This is a genomic window from Micromonospora orduensis (assembly GCF_006228125.1).
Lineage (GTDB): Bacteria > Actinomycetota > Actinomycetes > Mycobacteriales > Micromonosporaceae > Micromonospora > Micromonospora orduensis.
The window spans coordinates 1-18,938 of the sequence record NZ_VDFY01000226.1 but is presented as its reverse complement, the minus strand read 5'-3'; the positions used below and the strand labels follow the sequence as shown (position 1 = coordinate 18,938).

Annotated in this window: 15 protein-coding genes and 1 pseudogene; 8 read left to right on the top strand and 8 right to left on the bottom strand. The window is 72.7% G+C overall.

Annotated elements, in window-relative coordinates; all coding sequences use genetic code 11:
• Nucleotides 1-349 (bottom strand): annotated as a pseudogene (locus FHG89_RS25610) (hypothetical protein); the annotation flags it as partial.
• Nucleotides 350-514: 165 nt separating this feature from the next.
• Here FHG89_RS25610 and FHG89_RS25605 point away from each other — a divergent pair.
• Nucleotides 515-1,324: a hypothetical protein gene (locus FHG89_RS25605; RefSeq protein WP_208761110.1), complete on the top strand. Its 810-nt coding sequence runs from the start codon at nt 515-517 to the stop codon at nt 1,322-1,324.
• An 85-nt stretch (nt 1,325-1,409) separates the two neighbouring features.
• On the opposite strand, the gene FHG89_RS25600 is transcribed toward FHG89_RS25605, so the two are convergent.
• Complete coding sequence (locus tag FHG89_RS25600) at nt 1,410-2,102, bottom strand: hypothetical protein (RefSeq protein ID WP_244295850.1); 693 nt, start codon at nt 2,100-2,102, stop codon at nt 1,410-1,412.
• A gap of 284 nt (nt 2,103-2,386) precedes the next feature.
• Between FHG89_RS25600 and FHG89_RS25595 the strand changes: the two genes are divergently transcribed.
• From FHG89_RS25595 to FHG89_RS25580, 4 genes are all read left to right on the top strand, one after another.
• Nucleotides 2,387-2,950: a carboxymuconolactone decarboxylase family protein gene (locus tag FHG89_RS25595; protein WP_139586967.1), complete on the top strand. Its 564-nt coding sequence runs from the start codon at nt 2,387-2,389 to the stop codon at nt 2,948-2,950.
• A 91-nt stretch (nt 2,951-3,041) separates the two neighbouring features.
• Entirely contained in the window at nt 3,042-4,205 is a 1,164-nt protein-coding gene (locus FHG89_RS25590; protein WP_139586966.1) for a M20 family metallopeptidase, read from the top strand.
• A 47-nt stretch (nt 4,206-4,252) separates the two neighbouring features.
• Nucleotides 4,253-5,404, top strand: a complete 1,152-nt coding sequence (locus FHG89_RS25585; protein WP_139586965.1) for a carboxylate-amine ligase — start codon at nt 4,253-4,255, stop codon at nt 5,402-5,404.
• Nucleotides 5,405-5,551: 147 nt separating this feature from the next.
• The gene (locus FHG89_RS25580) at nt 5,552-6,151 is read left to right on the top strand and encodes a nitroreductase family protein (protein WP_208761111.1); all 600 of its coding nucleotides are present in this window, start codon (nt 5,552-5,554) and stop codon (nt 6,149-6,151) included.
• Here FHG89_RS25580 and FHG89_RS25575 read toward each other — a convergent pair.
• Both FHG89_RS25575 and FHG89_RS25570 read right to left on the bottom strand, forming a co-directional pair.
• Nucleotides 6,135-7,679 carry an NAD(P)-binding domain-containing protein gene (locus tag FHG89_RS25575; RefSeq protein WP_139586963.1) on the bottom strand — a complete coding sequence of 515 codons (1,545 nt, stop codon included), beginning with the start codon at nt 7,677-7,679 and terminating at the stop codon, nt 6,135-6,137. The two genes, FHG89_RS25580 and FHG89_RS25575, sit on opposite strands and share 17 nt — an antisense overlap.
• An 87-nt stretch (nt 7,680-7,766) precedes the next feature.
• Nucleotides 7,767-9,545 carry an ABC transporter ATP-binding protein gene (locus FHG89_RS25570; protein WP_208761109.1) on the bottom strand — a complete coding sequence of 593 codons (1,779 nt, stop codon included), beginning with the start codon at nt 9,543-9,545 and terminating at the stop codon, nt 7,767-7,769.
• Between the two features lie 96 nt (nt 9,546-9,641).
• On the opposite strand from FHG89_RS25570, the gene FHG89_RS25565 reads away from it, so the two are divergent.
• Entirely contained in the window at nt 9,642-10,073 is a 432-nt protein-coding gene (locus FHG89_RS25565; protein ID WP_139586961.1) for a MarR family winged helix-turn-helix transcriptional regulator, read from the top strand.
• Between the two features lie 89 nt (nt 10,074-10,162).
• Nucleotides 10,163-11,947, top strand: coding sequence for an N-acetylglutaminylglutamine amidotransferase (locus FHG89_RS25560; protein WP_139586960.1), 1,785 nt, complete (start codon nt 10,163-10,165; stop codon nt 11,945-11,947).
• 12 nt (nt 11,948-11,959) lie between these two features.
• Here FHG89_RS25560 and FHG89_RS25555 read toward each other — a convergent pair whose 3' ends face one another.
• From FHG89_RS25555 to FHG89_RS25545, 3 genes are all read right to left on the bottom strand, one after another.
• Entirely contained in the window at nt 11,960-13,093 is a 1,134-nt protein-coding gene (locus tag FHG89_RS25555; protein WP_139586959.1) for a carboxylate-amine ligase, read from the bottom strand.
• Nucleotides 13,094-13,159: 66 nt separating this feature from the next.
• Entirely contained in the window at nt 13,160-14,368 is a 1,209-nt protein-coding gene (locus tag FHG89_RS25550; RefSeq protein WP_139586958.1) for an RNA polymerase sigma factor, read from the bottom strand.
• 2 nt (nt 14,369-14,370) lie between these two features.
• Nucleotides 14,371-14,727, bottom strand: coding sequence for a YciI family protein (locus tag FHG89_RS25545; RefSeq protein WP_139586957.1), 357 nt, complete (start codon nt 14,725-14,727; stop codon nt 14,371-14,373).
• 11 nt (nt 14,728-14,738) lie between these two features.
• On the opposite strand from FHG89_RS25545, the gene FHG89_RS25540 reads away from it, so the two are divergent.
• The gene (locus FHG89_RS25540) at nt 14,739-16,325 is read left to right on the top strand and encodes a flavin monoamine oxidase family protein (RefSeq protein ID WP_341874274.1); all 1,587 of its coding nucleotides are present in this window, start codon (nt 14,739-14,741) and stop codon (nt 16,323-16,325) included.
• A gap of 111 nt (nt 16,326-16,436) precedes the next feature.
• Here FHG89_RS25540 and FHG89_RS25535 read toward each other — a convergent pair.
• The coding region (locus FHG89_RS25535) for a discoidin domain-containing protein (RefSeq protein ID WP_139586956.1) at nt 16,437-18,938 on the bottom strand (2,502 nt) is incomplete at its 5' end.

The window sequence follows — 18,938 nt, the reverse complement described above, 5'->3', positions numbered from 1 at the left end:
CCCGTCGCCCTCCCGACCGGTTCGCCCCCGGTCGCCCCGGTCCCCGCCGCCGCCACCGCGAGGAACACCGGTCCGTACGGCGCGGCGCCCAGCAGGCCAGGGTCAGCGCGGCGCAGCGCCGGCTGATCGCCCGCGGGTACCGCCCCGCCCACCACCAGGCGGCGGTGAGCAGCGTCAGTCCCGCGTACCCGCAGAGCAGCCCCGGCCCGGCGAGCTGCCGCAACGCGCTCCACCAGGCGGCGTGCGCGCCGACCGGCAGCGCGCCGGCGGCCAGCCCCGCGCACGCCAGCAGCGTGGTGCCGGCTCCCCCGAGCAGCCGGTACGCGACGACGGTCGGCAGTGTGCGCACCCGGGCAGGATGGCGTCCCCGAACGACCGGTACACGACGGGCCGACGATCACCAGGCGACGGCGCGGTGTCCCGCGGGTCGACTCCCGCCGTGCGGCGTGGCGGCGGGCATATCGGTCACCGGTTGTTAGCGTGACGTGCGGATCCGTGACCATGGAGGGGTGCCATGACGGACGCCCCCGATGGGAGGCCGAGACCCGCGGACCAGTGGCGGCAGCGGGGCGTACGCGGGCTCACCGTCGTCCGCGACGCGAGCGTCCGTGGGTGGCGGTGGTGGGCACGAACCTGGGACCGGCTGGTCGCCGCCCTCCAGGACGAGGCGCCCGTCGGGTCCGGGGCCGACCCGTCGCCGTCCGGCCCGCTCGTCGAACAGCGCGACGCGCCCCGGCTGATCACGGTCCCGGCCAGGGGCTACGTGTACTCGTTCCACGTCCGTGCCACGTTCGCCTGGTCGTCGCCCGCGAGCCTGCGCTCGGAGGTGTTGAGCTGGTACGTGCAGTACTTCCAGCCCCACGCGATCCAACGACTGACCCGGCTCGCCGCCGACGCCGCCCGGGACCTGCCGCCACATCGGGCGGGCGACCTCGAGGTGGCGTTGCAGCAGGCCCTCGCCGACGATCCGGAGTGGACCTACCGGCGGGGCGAGATCACCATCACCTGCCGGCCCGACGCCGCCGTCCGACTCGACGACCGCATCATGCCGGCGCTCCAGCCGCACGTCGACCGGATGGTGAAGCTGGAGTACCAGTTCGACGAGCAGATGCGCAGAGCCCGGTACGCCGAGGAGTTGAGTCGACGATGGGTGGCCATCCTCACCGACGACGCCGACGACCATGAGGTGGCCGACGCCCGCAACCACCTGCTCAGCACCCAACGCGAAGCCGCCCGCTGGATCAACGAACTCCTGCACAACCACAACGAACACCCCACCGACCCGGTGAACGCCCCACCCCGACAACGCCCCACGCCTCCCTGACCCACGCCGCCGCTTTTCGTCACATGATCATGGAGCGGGGCGAGTGGCGAGGATGGCTAGCGTTTCCCGGCGGACCTGGTCCGCGTCAGCGGTGAGGCGACGGTGACTGAAGCGGACCACGAGGATGCCGACGGTGGCGAGCAGGGCGTCCACCCACCCGGACCCGCGCCTGCCGGAGGAACGGCGGCATACCGGGCCCGGTGAAGACGTGGTCGTGACCCCAGATCTCCAACGGGCTGCGACAACCGGCGGCGAGCCGGTCCAGCAGATCGCGCATCGCCGTGCGGCCGGTCAACCTCGGCACCTCGCCGAGGGCGGCGACGAGGCGCTGCGGGGTGGTCAGCCGGTCGTTGACCGCGCGGATGAGCAGTTCCGGCCGGTCGACCGTCGGTAGCAGCGGCCAGCAGTCCACCAGGGTCCGGTCGAGTCGAGTTACCGGCAGCCCTCCCCGTACCACCACCTGCGGTGGTGCGACCGCGAATCCGGAGCGATGGCGTACCACGAGATGTGGCCGACTGCGCAGGCCTGACCCTCGGGGCAGGACGAACGACAGCGCGGCGCGGCGAGCCAGTTCCGGCTCGAGCCGCGCGAGAACCGGCAGCTCCGAAGGGGTGTCCCGGGCGAGGGACGTATCGACGTAGACCCCCGGCAGGACCCGGACCAGTCCACCTGCCCGGCATGCGGCCTGGAGTGCCCACGGCGGTGCCACGCGGAGAACGTCCAGCCGTGTGGCCAGGCCGCCGCTTCGGTCGAGCAGGGATTGCAGGTGCGCGTCCACGGGTCGACCGTGCTCCGACGACCTGCCGGAGTCAGCCCCGGCCGACGTCGCTGTGGACAGCGACAGCAATTGTGGACGAGGCCCCAGGGCCCGGCCGATCGTGCTAGGGGTGAGCACCGACATGTCGACCGATCGATGAGAAGAGCACGAAGGAAGGAACCCGATCGGCGTACGGGATGAGATCGTGGCGGCACGGCGTCTGCCGCGCCGTCCCGGTCGGACAGTCGCCCTCGGCTGAGGTGTGGTCCGGCCGGGCAGCGGTCAACGGTTGGAGGACATGACACATGGCGCACATCGATCTCGGGGTCGACGAGAAGCAGTTCCCCGGCATCACCGGTCCGATGCGGTATCGTCCGGAGACCGCGAAGCCGCTCAACGAGCTGGCCGAGGTGCTGTTGCGCTCCCCGAACTCGCTTCCGGCCGGCGAGCGGGAGCTGATCGCCGCGTACGTGTCCGGGCGTAACGAGTGCACGTTCTGCTGCGCGTCGCACTCGGCGTTCGCGGCGGCGCAGCTCGACGAGGGCATGGACCTCGTCGACCAGGTACGCGCGGACCTCGACAGCGCTCAGATCTCGGCCAAGCTGCGGGCGCTGCTGCGCATCGCGGGCGCTGTCCAGATCAGCGGCCGGAACGTCACTTCCGAGCTGGTCGAGAGCGCCCGCGCGGAGGGCGCCACCGACGTGGAGATCCACGACACGGTGCTGATCGCCGCCGCGTTCTGCATGTTCAACAGGTACGTCGACGGCCTGGGCACCTTCGCGCCGACCGGTCAGGACGCCTACGCCGAGACGACCCGTCGGGTCATCGAGGTCGGTTACGGGGCGGCGGCCCGACCTCCGGCAGCCTGAGCACAGTCGAGGGTGACCGCGGTCCGCTCCCTCTGCGACGGTCGATGCAGAAGCCTGGCCAGGCTCATCAGCCGTGCAGTCGGAGGGATCGATGGATCACCCACGCAGTCTGCTGAATGCCGCTGAGCGGCTTCACACCGACATGGTCGATCGGCTGGGCACGCTCGTCGCGCGCGAGTCGGCACCGGGCGCGTTGCCTCAGCTCGAGTCCTGCGCCGACCTGCTCGCCCGCTGGGGGGAGGAGGTGCTCGGCCGGCCGGCCCGTCGGGTCGTGGTCGACGGCCTGCCGCACCTGCTGTGGCCGGCCGCCGACCAGCGGGTGCTGCTGCTCGGCCACTTCGACACCGTCTTCCCGGTCGGCACGATCGGGTCCCGGCCCTTCAGCGTCGCTGGGGATGTCGCGACCGGGCCGGGCGTGTGTGACATGAAGGCGGGCATCGTGCAGATGTTCGCGGCGCTGCGTCTGATCGGGGACACCTCGGCGGTCGGTGTGCTGCTCACCTGCGACGAGGAGTCCGGGTCCGTCACATCACGGCAGCTGATCGAACGGGAGGCGCGGCGTTCCGGCGCGGTTCTCGTCCTGGAGGCGGCCACCCCCGACGGGCACGTGAAGGTCGCCCGCAAGGGTGGTTCGGTCTACCGCCTGATCGTCTCCGGTCGCGCCGCGCACGCGGGTGTGGAACCGCAGCGCGGCGTCAACGCCACGGTCGAGGTCGCCCATCAGGTGCTCTCGCTGGGGGCGCTCGGCGCGGCGGACAGCGGTGGCACCTCGGTCACCCCGACCCTGCTCTCCGCCGGCACGACGACGAACACGGTGCCCGAGCGCGCCAGCCTGGCCGTGGACGTGCGGGCCTGGACCACTGACGAACTCGAACGTGTCGACCACGCCATCCGCGGGCTGGTGCCGTTCCTGCCCGAGGCGACGCTTGACGTGCAGGGCGGGATCAACCGCTATCCGATGTCCGCGGAGCTGTCGCGGCCGCTGCTGGAACTTGCCCAGTCGATCGCCGGCCAGCTCGGCATCGGGGGCCTCCTCGGCGCGTACGCCGCCGGCGCGTCCGACGGCAACTTCACTGCCGCGTTGGGCGTACCGACCCTGGACGGCCTGGGCGCGGTCGGCGGCGGAGCGCACTCCGCCGAGGAGTACGTCTGCCTGGACCGGATGCCCGAGCGGACGGCGCTGCTGGCCGGACTCGTCGACGCGCTGTCCACGGTGGAGCGCGCCGGTCCGCGACCCATCGACGAGATCCCGTAACGTGCTCACTGCCGGCGAACGACCGGCAGCGAGGGGTCGTCGTCGGCATGACTTCGGGACAGCGTTCGGGATCGTCCATTCCCCTGCTCGGTGTCGAGGAGGAGTTCCTCGTGGTCGACGCCGACCGGGGTGAGGTCGTGCCGGAGGCGGCGACGGTCGTCGACGGCGCCCGCCCGACGCTCGGCCCCCGGGTGGGTGGTGAGATCACCAAGCTTCAGGTGGAGACCCGCACCGACCCGTGCCTGAGTGTCGACGACCTCTCGGCGCAGCTCGCCGACGGTCGCGCCGCCGTGCAGGGCGCGGCCCGATCGGCGGGCCTGCGGGTGATCGCCAGCGGCTCGCCGGTGCTCGGCTGCGCCGTGCCGCCGCCGATCACCGAGGGCCCGCGCCAGGACCGGGGCACCGCCACCTTCCGTGGGCTGCACGACGAGGTGGCGATCTGCGCCGTGCACGTCCACGTGCAGGAGCCCGACCGGGACCGGGCCGTGCTGATCGGCAACCACCTGCGCCAGCACCTGCCGGTGTTCGTGGCCCTGACGGCCAACTCGCCCTACTGGTCCGAGCGCGACACCGGCTACTCGAGTTGGCGGACCGTCACGTGGGGGCGCTGGCCGGTGGCCGGCCCGCCGCCGTTCCTGCGGTCCGCGCGGGAGTACGACGACCACGTGGACATGCTGCTCGACGCGGGCGCGCTCGTCGACCACGGCACGATCTTCTGGGATCTGCGCCTGTCCAGGGCGCACCCGACGATCGAGGTGCGGGTCGCCGACGTACCCGTCACCGCCGTCGAGTCCGCGGCGCTCGCCGCCCTGGTGCGGGCTCTGGTGGTCATCGCCGGGGAGGCTGTCGACAGGGGCGACGAGGGGCCGGAGCTGGCCCCCGAGCTGATGCGGCTCGCGTACTGGCGGGCCGCCCGCGACGGGATGGGCGGCCACGGCGTGGACGTCGGCACGGGCCGGCTACTGCCGGCGGCCGTCCTCGCCGATCGTCTGGTCGAGCGCGCCGGACCGGCGCTGGACGAGGCGGGCGACCGTGAGCGGGTGCAGGCCTGGCGCAGGGGCCTCACGGCGGACGGCGACGGGGCGACGCGTCAGCGGGCCGCCGCGGCGCGACGCGGACGCCTGACCGACGTGGTCGACGAGATCGCGGCCTGGACCGCGCCCGGTGTGCCGACGAGGCGAGAGAGCACGCCGGCGTAAGGACGCCCCGCCCGTTCTCCGAGATGCTGGAGGCACCCGGGCGGCCCTGCCGCGGACCGGCACACCCGTACAGGGAGGCCACAGGTGAACGACGCGGACCTGCTACCCACGGTCCCCATCCGGCACCGGCGACGGCCTCCCGCGGAGATGGTGCGCGAGGTGCAGGCGTTCGCCGACCGGATGGCACAGCGCCGTTCGGTGCGGGACTTCGCCAGCGATCCGCTGCCCGACGGGGTGGTCGAGGCCGCGGTCCGGGCCGCGTCGACGGCGCCCAGTGGCGCCAACGTGCAGCCGTGGCGGTTCGTCGTGCTGACCGACCCGGCCCGCAAGCGCCGGCTCCGCGAGGCCGCGGAGGCCGAGGAACGGGAGTTCTACGACCGCCGCGCGTCGCAGGAGTGGCTCGGTGCGATCGCCGGGCTCGGCACCGACTGGCGCAAGCCGTTCCTGGAGACCGCACCGGCGGTCATCGTCGTGTTCGAGGTGCACCAGGGGCCCAACAGCCCGAAGCCGTACTACGTCAAGGAGTCCGTCGGGATCGCGGTCGGCCTGCTGATCACCGCGCTGCACCACGCCGGCCTGGTCACGCTGACCCACACGCCCAGCCCGATGCGGTTCCTCAACGAGGTGTGCGAGCGTCCGCCGGAGGAGCGCCCCTACGTGGTGATGCCCGTCGGGTATCCCGCGCCGGACGCCCACGTCCCGGACCTGACCCGCAAACCCCTCGACGAGGTCATGGTGCGCTGGTGAGGTCCCTGGTCAGGAACTCGACAAGTGGCTCGACGTGCCGGTCCGGGCGTCGCCACTCGGCCAGCAGGTCCTCCAACAGGTGCTGCTCGGCGAGCATCTCGGCGCCCCGGTAGCGTCGGATCACCGGATGGATGAAGGCGCTCTCCCGGGCCCGGTCGGGGGTCGGGTGCCGCTCGATGGCGAAGACGTCGCCGTAGTCGTCGCGGCCCCACCGCAGCGCCAGGGTGTACCACTGGGTCGCGCCCGCGAAGCGCTCCACGGCGTAGTCCTCCGGCAGGTCCTCGTAGTGGTGGAGGTCGCCTGTCGCGTCGTCGCGGACGAGGACGTCACACAGGTATTCGAACTGGGTCCACAGCGCCGAGGACCAGTTGACGCGGTCCAGCATCAGCTTGGCCAGCGACGCGGCGTCGGCGGGCGTCGTCGCGTACGACAGCGGCACGTCGTCGTACCGCTCCCGCAGGATCCGGGTGAACGTGCGCAGGTTGTACCGGAAGCCGTCGATGAAGGGCGACGACGCGTGCTTGACGTCCCGGGCCTGGGCGATGGTGCCGGCGAAGTACAGGTCGTCGACGTTGCTGGACTGCCAGTCGGGGCGTAGCCCGGGCATCCGGCCGTCGCGCACCAGTTCGGGACGGGCCGTCTCGTCGAAGAGGCTGGTGTCCATCCGGAAACCGGTGCACCTCAGCACGGTGTGGTAGTCGAGTTCGGCGGTCTCGCCCTGCGCGTGGGTGTACGTGATCGACACCCGGAACCGTCCGTCGACGGGTCGGATCTCGTCGATGGCGCAGTCCAGCACCGAGTGCAGGGTCTTGAACTGGTAGCTGTCGAGGATGGCGCCGTACTGGCCGCGGACGTCGCCTGGGTGTTTGGTGTTCCACGCCAGGCGCAGGGGCTGCCGGCTGGCGAGGTGCACCATGGACGCCCGGCCGAGGATGGACGACGCGGTCTCGAAGGCGGAGTTGCCCTTGCCGATGATCAGCACCCGCTGGTCCTCGTACGCCGAGGGGTCGACGACCATGTCCTCGTACCCGATGGCGTGTTCGATGCCCTTGATGGCCGGCACGAACGGCTTGCCCCAGCCTGTCGCGACGACGAGGCAGCGCGCCCGCACCTCCCCCTGGTCGGTGCTCACCGTGAAACCGTCGTCGGTACGGGTGATCCGCTCGACGGTGGTGCCGAAGCGGATGTTGAGCTGGTGGACGCGTTGGAACTCGGCGAGGTAGCGCACCAGGTCGTCGGCGCCCGGCAGGTACTCCTGGCTGAATCGCGGGAACAGCAGGTCCGGGTCGTCGTTGAGCAGCGAGTTCCAGTCCCAGCGCAGGCGGATCTCGGGATCGGTGCTGTCGGTGTGGACCTTGTTCAGCGAGATGAGCCGGCGGTGTCGGGGGAACCGGCGGAAGAAGTCACCGGGTTGGTCGCCGCGTTCGAGGGTCAGGTAGTCGGCGCCCTGCTGCTGGAGGTAGTAGCTCAGTTGGAGTCCGGCAGGTCCCGCGCCGACGATGACGTACCGGTGTTCGCTGCTGACCATCCTGCGGCCCTTCGACGGAGTGATGATCCGTCGACCATGGGATGGAAAGCAGCGGGTGTCAATGTCGTGCGGCACCGGTGGACGGGCTCAGGCGGCCAGGGTGGCGTAGCGGCCGTTGTGGTTCAGCAGGCTGTCGTGGTCGCCGGATTCGACGATCCGGCCGTGGTCGAGCACCGCGATCTGGTCGGCGTCGCGGACGGTGGACAGCCGGTGGGCGATGGTTATCGTGGTGCGCCCCTCGGCGAGCGCGTCGAAGGCCCGTTGCACGGCCCGTTCGGTCTCGGTGTCGAGCGCGCTGGTGGCCTCGTCGAGGACCAGGACGCGCGGGTCGCGCAGCAGCGTACGGGCGATGGCCAGGCGTTGCTTCTCGCCGCCGGAGAACCGGTGGCCGCGCGAGCCGACGACGGTGTCGTACCCGTCGGGCAGCCCGGCGATCAGGTCGTGGATCTGGGCGGCGCGGGCGGCGTCCTCGATCTCGGCGTCGGTGGCGTCCGGGCGGGCGTAGCGCAGGTTCTCCCGCACGGTGGTGTGCAGCAGGTACGTCTCCTGGCTGACCACGCCGACGATGGAGGCCAGGTCGGCCAGGCGCAGGTCCCGCAGGTCGACTCCGTCGATGGTGACCCGGCCGGCGTTCGGGTCGTGCAGCCGACTGATCAGCCCGGCGAGGGTGCTCTTGCCCGAACCGGTCTCGCCGACCAGGGCGAGGCTGGTGCCGGCGGGGACGTCGAGGGTGATCCCGGCGAGCGCGGCGGTGTCGCTGCCCGGATAGCCGAAGGTGACGTCCGCAAGGCGCAGGTGTCCGCGTACCCGGGTGGGGTCGAGGCGGACCGGCTCGGCGGGGTCGGCCACGTCGACCGGCAGGTCGAGGTATTCGAAGATCCGGGCGAACAGCGCCAGCGACGCGGTGAGCGAGACGCCCACGTTGAGCAGGCCCATCAGCGGTCGGAACAGCCCGCCCTGCAGGGCGGTGAAGGCGACCAGGGTGCCGATGCTCAGCGTGCCGGCGGTGCCGGGCAGGCCGGCGGCGAGGTAGATGACCGCGGGTACGGCGGCGAAGATGATGCTCATCGAGGCCATCCGCCAGCGGCCGGCCAGCTCGCTGCGCAGCTCCAGGTCGACAAGGCGCGCCGACGAGGCGGTGAACCGGTCGATGAGCGCGGGGCCGGTGCCGAGGGTCTTGGCGAGCTGTACGCCGCTGATCGACAGGCCCTCCTCGACGGTGACGTTGAGGTCGGCGAGTTCGCGTTGCCGCTGGGCGGTGATCTCGCGGCGCATCCGGGCGACCCGTCGGGTCAGCCAGATGGCCGGTGGCAGCACGACGAGCGAGACCAGGGAGAGCTGCCAGGAGAGCGCGATCATGGCGACGGCGGTGGCGACCACTGTGGTGAGGTTGGCCGCGACGGCGGTGGCGGTGGAGGTGACCACCGACTGCATGCCGCCGATGTCGTTGGTGATCCGAGACTGCACCTCGCCGGTGCGGGTGCGGGTGAAGAAGCCCAGAGACTGGCGCTGGAGGTGGCTGAAGACGTCGGTGCGCAGCAGGTGCATGACCCGCTGCCCGACCTGGGTGGAGATCCAGGTCTGCACGACGCCGAGGGCGGCGGTCACCGCGGCGACGGCGACCATGCCGAGGACCAGCCAGACCAGCAGGCGCACGTCGCCCTGCGGCAGGGCCCGGTCGATCACGGCACGCAGTAGGAACGGGGTGGCCATCGCGATGATCGAGGAGAGCACGATGATCGCGGTGACGGCGGCCAGCGCGGGCCGGTGCGGGGTGAACAGGCGGCCGATGCGGCGCAGGGACACCTGGCGGGCCTGCGTCTTCTCCTCGGCGCTGACGGTGCGGTGGCCGCGGTCGCGGCCCATCGGGGTGGGGTCCAAGGGGCAACTGCCTTTCGATCGGGTGATGCTGAGGTTACCTCAACATGAGGGTACAACCGGATCGCCTGCTACCGTATTCCGGTGACCGGGGACACCGCCGACAGCGGGGACGACGAGAGCCTGGCCGAGACGTTCTGGGCCGTCGCGTCACGTCTGCGCCGTCAGACGCGCGATTCGCTGGCGCCCTGGGATGTCACCCCCAGCCAGTCCCGGGCCCTCGGCGTGCTGGCCCGACACGGCGAGGTACGCCCCGGCACCCTCGCCGAGCACCTGCGCATCGCGCCCCGCTCGGCCACCGAGGTCATCGACGACCTCCAGGCCCGGGGGCTCGTCGAGCGTCGACCGGACCCGGCCGACCGGCGGGCGACCCTTGTCGCGCTCACCGAGGAGGGCAACCGGGTCAGCACCGCCATCCGGGCCGCCCGCCGAGCCGAGGCCGACCGCTTCTTCGGCCACCTGGCCGACGCCGACCGCGCCGAACTGGCCCGCATCCTGCGCACCCTGCGCGCATAACCACCGCGCCGTCGGGTAGCCAGCGGCCCCGTCCGGTCGACGGGACCGGCCGGCACCGGTCGGGGGTGAGGTGACGGGAGGCCCGGCTGATGTGCGGGATCAGCGGGGAGGCACGGTTCGACGGCCGAGCACCCGACGCGGCGGCGGTCACCCGGATGACCGAGGCGATGCGCTCACGCGGCCCGGACGACGAGGGGTTGTTCACCGACGGTTGGGTGACCCTCGGGCACCGCCGGCTGACCATCATCGACCTGTCCGACGCGGGCGGACAGCCCATGGTGCGCGACGACCTGGGCCTGGCGCTGGTCTTCAACGGGTGCGTCTACAACTACCCGGAGCTGCGCGAGGAGCTCCAGAACGCCGGGTACGCCTTCGGATCCACCAGCGACACCGAGGTGATCCTGGTGGCGTACGCGCACTGGGGTGAGCGGTTCGTCGACCACCTGGTCGGCATGTTCGCGATCGGGCTGGTCGACCGGGCCCGGCGACGCCTCGTCCTGGCCCGTGACCGGCTCGGCATCAAACCGCTCTACCTGGCCGAGACGCCCGGGCGGCTCCGGTTCGCCTCCACACTGCCCGCGCTGCTGCGCGCCGGCGACGTGGACACCGGTATCGACCCGGTGGCGCTGCACCACTACCTGTCCTGGCACTCCATCGTCCCTGCGCCCAGGACCGTGCTGCGGGGTGTGCGCAAGCTGCCGCCGGCCACCCTGCGGGTGATCGAGGCGGACGGGGGCAGCCGCGAGGAGGTCTACTGGCGACCCGACTACGTGCGCGAGCCGGCCGACGCGGGGATGGACGCCGCCGACTGGCGGGCCGCGATCGGCGACGCGCTGCGCACGGCGGTACGCCGACGGCTGGTCGCCGACGTGCCGGTGGGGGTGCTGCTCTCCGGCGGACTGGACTCCAGCCTCATCGTGGCGCTGCTCGCCGAGGCCGGCCAGCAACACCTGCGCACGTTCAGCATCGGCTTCGACAGCCAGGGTGGCGAGTCCGGCGACGAGTTCCACTACTCGGACCTGGTGGCCCGCGCGTACGACAGCGACCATCACCGGATCCGGCTGGCCGACGACGACCTGGTCCCGTCCGTCCGACGTGCCGTGCTGGCGATGACCGAGCCGATGGGCAGCCACGACGTGGTCGCCTTCCACCTGCTGTCCGAGCAGGTGGCGCGGCACGTGCGGGTGGCCCAGTCGGGGCAGGGCGCCGACGAGGTGTTCGCCGGCTACGGCTACCACCAGCCGCTGGTCGGGGCGCCCCGGCACAGCGCCGCCGAGACGTTCGCCGCCGCGTTCTTCGACCGGGGCCACGACGAGCTGCGCCGCATCGTCGGCCCGGCGTACGCGCTGGAGCACGACGCCAGCCGGGACCTGCTCACCGAACACCTCGCCGCGCCCGGAGCACAGACCGCGCTGGACGCCGTGCTGCGGCTGGACACCCACCTGATGCTGCCCGACGACCCGGTCAAGCGGGTGGACAGCATGAGCATGGCGTGGGGCCTGGAGGTGCGCACCCCGTTCCTCGACCAGGACCTGGTGACCCTCGCGGCGCACTGCCCGCCGGAGCACAAGGTGGCCCAGGGCGGCAAGGGCGTGCTCAAGGAGGTCGCCCGGGAGGTCCTGCCGGCCGAGGTGATCGACCGGCCGAAGGGCTACTTCCCGGTGCCGGCGCTGCGCAACGTGAACGGTCCGGTCCGCGAGCTGGTCGCCGAGGCCCTGCAGGCGCCGGAGGCCCGCGAGCGGGAGCTGTTCCGCACCGGGTACGTGGCGCGGCTGCTCGCCGAGCCGGACCGGGCCGAAGCGGCGGCCGGCAGCAACAAGCTGTGGCAGCTGGGTCTGCTGGAGCTGTGGCTCCAGACCCACGACATCCGCTGATCGCGGGGAGGGTCAGCCGGCGGCGGTGCGGGCGGCGAGGTCGTCGATGACGGCGCGCAGGTCGCCGGTGCGCTCCAGCACCCGACGCTGCCGGGTAGCGCCGGTGCCGTCGCGGCGCAGCCGGGCCAGTTGCGCCAGGACGTACCCCAGGTCGCCGTGGCGCAGCAGGGCCGGCGCGATCACCGCCATCAGGTCGTCGACGAGGTCCCAGGCGGGCCGGGCGCCGCCGGCGCGCAGGTCGATGAGTTCACCGTCGAGGCCGTCGTGGGCGGCCCGCCAGTGCGCCGCGGCGACCAGGCAGTCGCGCACGGGCGGCGCCGACACGCCGGCGCGTACGTCGTCGACGAGGGTCGCGACGAGGGACCGGACCAGCGCGGCGACCAGCACCGCGTCGTCCACGTCCGGGCAGACGTCGCCGACGCGCACCTCCACCGTCGGGTACGCGGGCGACGGCCGGGCGTACCAGTAGACCATCGCGGCGTCGAGCATGATGCCGGCGGCGATCAGCTCCTTCAGGGTGCGGTCGTAGTCGGCGGCGGAGTCGAAGTACGGCGTCGGGCCGATGCTGGGCCAGCGCTCCAGCTGCATCGACCGCCAGCTGGCGTGGCCGGTGTCGTACCCGTCGTGCAGCGGCGAGTTGGTGGTGATGGCCTGCACCACCGGCAGCCACAACCGCAGGTGGTTGCAGACCTGTACGGCCAGTTCCCGGTCGGGCACCCCCACGTGCACGTGGTAGCCGCAGACCGCCGGGTCGTGCGCCACCGGCCCGTACCGGCGGGACATCGCGTGGTAGCGCGGCTCGTCGGGCACCGTCCGGTGCGGCTCGGCGACCGGGGTGGCGCCCACTGCCACCAGCCGCGCTCCGGCCGCCCGGGCGGCCTCGACGGCGGAGCGGCGCAGCGTCACCAGCTGCGCGCGCAGTTCGCCGAGGTCGGCGCAGACCGGGGTGACCATCTCCACCATGCTGTGCCGGAACTCCTGGCGGCTCTGGTCATGGGCGCGGCCGCGCAGCGCGGCGAGCACCTGGTCGGCCACCGGCAGGTTCCGGCCGCTGTCCGGGTCGATCAGCAGGTACTCCTCCTCGACGCCGAGCGTGAGGGTGGACAGGTCCGGCACCGTGTCGACGACGGTCGGGCGGTACGCCATGTCCCCTCCCCCATCCACAGCTGCGGCGGCGCCTCGGTTTCCCGGCCGCCCCGGCGGCAAACGCGCTCAGGCCCCCGCCAGGGTCGTCGCGCGTGCGGTGAGGAAGGCCCGTTCGGCCGCGTTGTCCGTCCGGGCAACGGCTGTCCGGTACGCCTCGACGGCCGCCCCGCCCCGCCCGAGCCGGGCCAGCAGGTCGGCGCGGACCGCGTGGTACACGTGGTAGCTGGCCAGGTCGAGGCGGTCCACCTCGGCCAGCGCGACCGCCGCACCGGCCACCTCGGCGAGCGCGACGGCCCGGTTCAGCGCCACCACCGGGCCGGGGGCGACCACCGTGAGCTGGTCGTACAGCTGGAGGATCTGCGCCCAGTCCGTGTCGGCGGCGCGTGCGGCGACGCTGTGCACGGCGGCGATCGCGGCCTGGATCTGGTACGGGCCGGGCCGGGCCCGGCGCAGGCAGCGGCGTACCAGCGTCCGACCCTCGGCGCTCAGGGCGGTGTCCCACAGGCGTCGGTCCTGCTCGGGCAGCGGCACCGGGTGGCCGTCGGCGGTGGTCCGCGCCGGACGGCGGGATTCGGCGAGCAGCATCAGCGCGAGCAGGCCGAGCGCCTCCGGCTCGTCGGGCATCAGCTCGACCAGCAGGCGGGCCAGGCGGATCGCCTCGGCGCACAACTCGTCGCGGACCAGGTGCCGTCCGGCGCTGGCCGTGTGCCCCTCGTTGAAGATCAGGTAGAGCACCGCGAGGACGGCGTGCAGCCGGTCGGGCAGGTCGGCGTCGCGGGGCACCCGGTACGGGATCCCCGCGTTGCGGATCTTCGACTTGGCGCGGACCAGCCGCTGCGCCATCGTCGGCTCGGGCACCAGGAAGGCGCGGGCGATCTCGGCGGTGCTCAGGCCGCCGAGCAGGCGCAGGGTGAGGGCGACCCGGGCGGTCGGGGCGAGCGCCGGATGGCAGCAGGTGAAGATCAGACGCAGCCGGTCGTCGCGCACCGGTCCCTCCTCAGCGGGTGGGTCGGCGGCGTACAGCAGTGCCGCCTGGGCGTGCCGGTCGGCCCGCGACGACTCCCGGCGCCGCCGGTCGATGGCCCGGTTCCGGGCCGTGGTGATGATCCAGCCGGCGGGGCTGGGCGGCGGGCCGGTTCGCGGCCACTGCGCCACCGCCACGGTGAAGGCGTCCTGGACGGCCTCCTCGGCGAGGTCGATGTCGCCGAGGAGGCGCACCAGGACGGCGACCGCGCGGCCGTACTCCGTGCGGAACACCGCCTCCACGTCGGGCACGGTCAGTCTCCGGCCCCACCCTGGAAGGTGCGGACCTCGATCGGCAGGGTGGTGGCCAGCGCGTAGCGGCGACCCCAGTGCAGGGCGGCGTCCAGGTCCGGCACGTCGATGATGGTGATGCCGCCCAGGTACTCCTTGCCCTCCACGAACGGTCCGTCGGTGATGAGGACCTCGCCGTCGCGGGGACGCAGCACGGTGGCCGTCTCCGGGCCGTGCAGGCCCTGGCCGAAGACCCACGACCCGGTGGACGCCAACTCGTCGCGCAGCTCGCCGAGCTGGCGCATCACCCCGGTCAGGAACTCCGGGTCCGGTGGCAGCTCGCCCTGCGGCTGGTGAAGGCTGAGCAGGTACAACGTCATCGGTCCTCCTCGTGGGCGGCCGGCCCGTCGCCGACCTCTCATCCTCCACACGATCGGCGGTCGCCCGGATCGACACGTCGGCGGAAGTTCCCGGCGGCCGGCCCGGCCCGGTGTTGACGCCCCCTTTGCTCTGCACCCACGGATGCGACGGGTGCGCGGGCCCGGGTGTTGCGCCGGTGGGTGCAGAGCAAAGGGGGCGGGACAGGGATACGGTCCGCCGGTGCCGCGACCGGAGCCGACAGCCATACCCGCGACCGTTGTGGGTAGAACCCGGTGTGGTCGACGGCTTCCGGGTGGTCGTGGTCGGGGCCGGCTTCTCCGGTCTCGCCGCCGCGCTCGCGCTCGACCGGGCCGGTGCCGACGTGCGGGTCCTGGAGGCCCGCGACCGGGTCGGCGGGCGGGTGCTGACCCGATGGCTGCCCGACGGGACCCAGCTCGACCTGGGCGCGCAGTGGATCGGACCGACCCAGGACCGGATGTACGCGCTGATCGCCGAGCACGGGCTGACCACCTTCGCGTCCGCGGCGGTCGGCGTACCCACCCTGCTCTGGGCCGGTCGGCGTCGGGCCGAGCCGCCGGCGCAGGCCGCACGGGTGCTCGCTCTGCTCGACGAGTACGCCGCACGACTGGACCCGGCCGCCCCCTGGCAGGCGCCGGAGGCCGCGCGGTGGGACCGGACCACCCTCGGCGCCTGGCTGGACACCACGGCCGGGGACGGCGACACCGCCGCCTACCTGGGGCGGCTGCTCGCCGGCGGGCTGCTGGCCACCGGCGCGGACGAGGTGTCCCTGCTGCACCTGCTGTTCTACCTGCGCAGCGCCGGTGGCACCGGACCGCTTCTGGGCATGGCCGGTGGCGCCCAGCAGGACCGGATCGTGGGCGGGCCGCCGCTGCTGGCCGAGCGGATGGCCGCCGCCCTGCCGCCGGGGGCGCTGTCGCTGGCCACGCCGGTACGGACGATCGAGCAGAGCGTCGACGGGGTGACCGTGTGCACGGACACCGGACGCGTCGACGGCGACGCGGTGGTCGTCGCCGTGGCGCCGGCGCTGGCCGGACGGATCCGGTACGACCCGCCGCTGCCCGCGCTGCGCGACGGGCTGACCCAGCGGATGCCGATGGGGTCGGCGTTGAAGGTGCACGCCGTCTACCCGGAACCGTTCTGGCGTGCCGACGATATCTCCGGCGTGGCGACCAGCAGCGCCGGACCGCTCACCGAGACGGTCGACAACTCCACCCCGGGCTCGCCGCTCGGGGTGCTGAGCGGGTTCAGCTACTCCTCGGACGCCGCTGCGCTTCGCGAGATGCCTCCCGAGCGGCGTCGACGCTGCCTGCTGGACGCGTTCTCGGCCGTCATCGGGCCGCGCGCCACCGACCCGATGGACCTCGTCGAGTACGACTGGTCGGCCGATCCGTGGACCCGGGGCTGCTTCGGCGGCGCGCTCACCCCGGGCGCCTGGCGCACGTACGGCCCCTCGTTGCGGGCACCCGTGGGGCGGGTGCACTGGGCGGGCACCGAGACGGCGACCCGCTGGAACGGCTACCTGGAGGGCGCGGTGCGCGCCGGTGAGCGGGCGGCGTCCGAGGTGCTGACGCGGTGACCGGCACGACCGAGGCCGGCCCGGTCTCGGCGGGACCGGGCCGGCTCGGCCCTCGGTGCGACCCGCCCCGGCCCGGTCCGTGGGACGACCGGGCCGGCGCGGGCGCCCGGGTCAGGGGTAGGTGGTCAGGTACACCGTCTGGTTGGCCGCGTTCGCGGTGCCACCGGCGTTGTTGATCACCCGGTTGATGGTGCCGACGCCGCCGAGCGAGACGGTGACCATGTTCGTGAAGCGCACGTTGGGGTTGACGGGCACCTCGAAGGACCGCTCCTCGACCACAGCCGGATTGACGTTGAAGTAGCTGTAGCTGCCCAGCCCGAACGCCTGGTGGCTCGTCACCGAATCGGCGACCTTGTACGCGGCGTACCCCCGGGTCGACCCGTTCATCCAGGCCGCCTGGTTGGGCGGGTCGTACGGCAGCTCGTTCTGGTAGAAGTACGTCCGGCCGCCGTTGCCGTTCCAGATGGTCTGGTACTTCTGGTAGTGCTCGACGAAGAGGCCGTACATGGTGACGTTGTCGCCGTTGACGGTGAGCCCGGTGTCGGCGGTGTTCAGCGTCCACCCGGTGGGTACGCCGCTGGCGGCGTGGTCGGCCCGCCACAGCCACATGTGGTCGCCGATCACGTTGTCGCTGTTGACGGTCAGCGTGTTGGTGGCCTTGCCGACGTGGGGTCCGCCGATGCGGAAGAACACGTCGTGCAGCGACGTTGGGTTCGCGGCGTGGCTCGCGGACGAACCAGCCGGCCCGACCTCCATGAGCACCGGCGAATTCGTGGTGCCGGCCTCGAACATGATGCCGGCGACCTTGACGCCGTCCACGTCGGCCACCCGCATCCCGACGCTGCCGTTGTCGGCCTGGATGGTGGCGAGGCCGAGGCCGAGGATCACCGTGTCGGCCCGGTTGACCTGGATCGGCTCGGTGACGTGGTGCACGCCCGGGGTGAAGAGCAGGTGCCGTCCCTGGGCGAGGGCCGCGTTGATGGTGGCGGCGCTGGTGCCGGGCTGGACGACGAAGAACTGCGAAAGCGAGATGGACGAGCCGGCCGGGGTCTTGTTGTACCAGCTCGTGCCGGTGGAGTTGGTGCGCAGCGCCGGCACGAACACCCGGTACTCACCGCTGCCGTCGACGTACAGGAACGGCTTCTCGCGGACCTGCGGGGTCTGCGCGATGACTGTGTGCGACGGGTTGGGGAAGCTCGGCGCCGGGGCGCCGACGACGCCCTGGAAGACCATGTTCCACACCGATCCGGTCCAGCCGTTGCCGAACTCGCTGTTGCGCGAGTACCACTGCTGCTGCGAGCCGGAGACGACCAGGCCGTCGATGCGGGTGTCGGCCAGCAGGCCGCCGCTGGACCAGCCGTCGCCGCCGTTCCAGAGCTGGATCTGGTTCTGCGCGCCGCGCAGGTGCATCCGGCGGTACGGCGCGGCCTGGGACACCGCCCAGCGCTCCACGGTCTGCCCGGCGGGCAGGGTGACCGAGAGGTTCTCCGCGGCCCGCCAGAAGTTCTGGGTGGCGTTGCCGCCCATCCAGAACGCCTCGGTGCGGACGTGGCCGTTGAGGTTGACGTCGTCCGGGCTCAGCCCGAGGCCGGCGACCTGGGTGAAGAAGCCGAGGTTGACGTCGGCGGTGTAGGTGCCCGGCTTGAACAGCACCGCGTAGCGCTGCGGGCCGAACTGGTTGGTCTCCTGCTGGGTGAAGAGGGTGTTCAGTCGACTCTGGATGGTCGACGTCGGAGTGCTCGGGTCGAAGACGAACGTGTTCGACCCGAGGTTCGGGTTGTACGGGTCGGTCGTGCCGACCGGCGGCTCGCTGGTGCCGCCCGTGGTGTTGACCGCCAACTCCCACAGCGAGTAGCCGTACGCGGTGCCCCGGGCGGTGCCGTACATCCGCAGGTAGCGGCCGCTACCGCTGACGGTGAGGTTCTGCGTGCCGCCGGTGCCCGTGGTGGTCGAGTAGATCGTGGTCCAGGTGGTCCCGTCGGCCGAGGCCTGGAGCTGGAAGGCCCGGGCGTACGCGGCCTCCCAGGTGAGCGTCACCCGGCAGATCGTGCGGGTGGCGCCGAGGTCGACGCGCAGCCACTGCGGGTCGCTGGCGGCGCTGGCCCAGCGGGTGCCCGAGTTGCCGTCGACGGCGGCGGACGCCGCGAGGCCGGCATCCTGGGTGGATGAGGCGGTCGCGGGGCTGCCCTGGGCGACGTTGGTGCTGCCGCAGGTGGGCGTGGTGCCGCCGGTCTCGCCGTAGACCTGGAACTCCCAGAGCGAGTAGCCGTAGCCGGTGCCCCGGGCGGTGCCGTACATCCGCACGTACCGGCCGACGCCGGTGACGGTGAGGTTCTGCGTGCCCCCGGCGCCGGTGGTGGTCGAGTAGATGGTGGTCCAGGTGGCGCCGTCGTCGGAGGTCTGGAGCTGGAACGCCCGACCGTAGGCGCCCTCCCAGAGCAGGTTGACCTGGCTGATGGTGGCCCGCGCGCCCAGGTCGACCTGGAGCCACTGCGGGTCGCTGAACGCGCTGGCCCAGCGGGTGCCGGTGTTGCCGTCGACCGCGGCCGAGGCGGGGGTGCCGGCGTTCTCGGTGGACGAGGCGGTGGCGGGGCGGCCCTGGGGGAGCAGGGT

What these genes read in the sequence shown, in the direction of transcription:
- FHG89_RS25590 (WP_139586966.1), top strand. Translation starts at nt 3,042, where the DNA reads ATGGATCACCCACGCAGTCTGCTGAATGCCGCTGAGCGGCTTCACACC.
- FHG89_RS25585 (WP_139586965.1), top strand. Translation starts at nt 4,253, where the DNA reads ATGACTTCGGGACAGCGTTCGGGATCGTCCATTCCCCTGCTCGGTGTC.
- FHG89_RS25570 (WP_208761109.1), bottom strand. Translation starts at nt 9,545, where the DNA reads ATGGGCCGCGACCGCGGCCACCGCACCGTCAGCGCCGAGGAGAAGACG.
- FHG89_RS25560 (WP_139586960.1), top strand. Translation starts at nt 10,163, where the DNA reads ATGTGCGGGATCAGCGGGGAGGCACGGTTCGACGGCCGAGCACCCGAC.
- FHG89_RS25595 (WP_139586967.1), top strand. Translation starts at nt 2,387, where the DNA reads ATGGCGCACATCGATCTCGGGGTCGACGAGAAGCAGTTCCCCGGCATC.
- FHG89_RS25545 (WP_139586957.1), bottom strand. Translation starts at nt 14,727, where the DNA reads ATGACGTTGTACCTGCTCAGCCTTCACCAGCCGCAGGGCGAGCTGCCA.
- FHG89_RS25580 (WP_208761111.1), top strand. Translation starts at nt 5,552, where the DNA reads ATGGTGCGCGAGGTGCAGGCGTTCGCCGACCGGATGGCACAGCGCCGT.
- FHG89_RS25605 (WP_208761110.1), top strand. Translation starts at nt 515, where the DNA reads ATGACGGACGCCCCCGATGGGAGGCCGAGACCCGCGGACCAGTGGCGG.
- FHG89_RS25555 (WP_139586959.1), bottom strand. Translation starts at nt 13,093, where the DNA reads ATGGCGTACCGCCCGACCGTCGTCGACACGGTGCCGGACCTGTCCACC.
- FHG89_RS25575 (WP_139586963.1), bottom strand. Translation starts at nt 7,679, where the DNA reads ATGGTCAGCAGCGAACACCGGTACGTCATCGTCGGCGCGGGACCTGCC.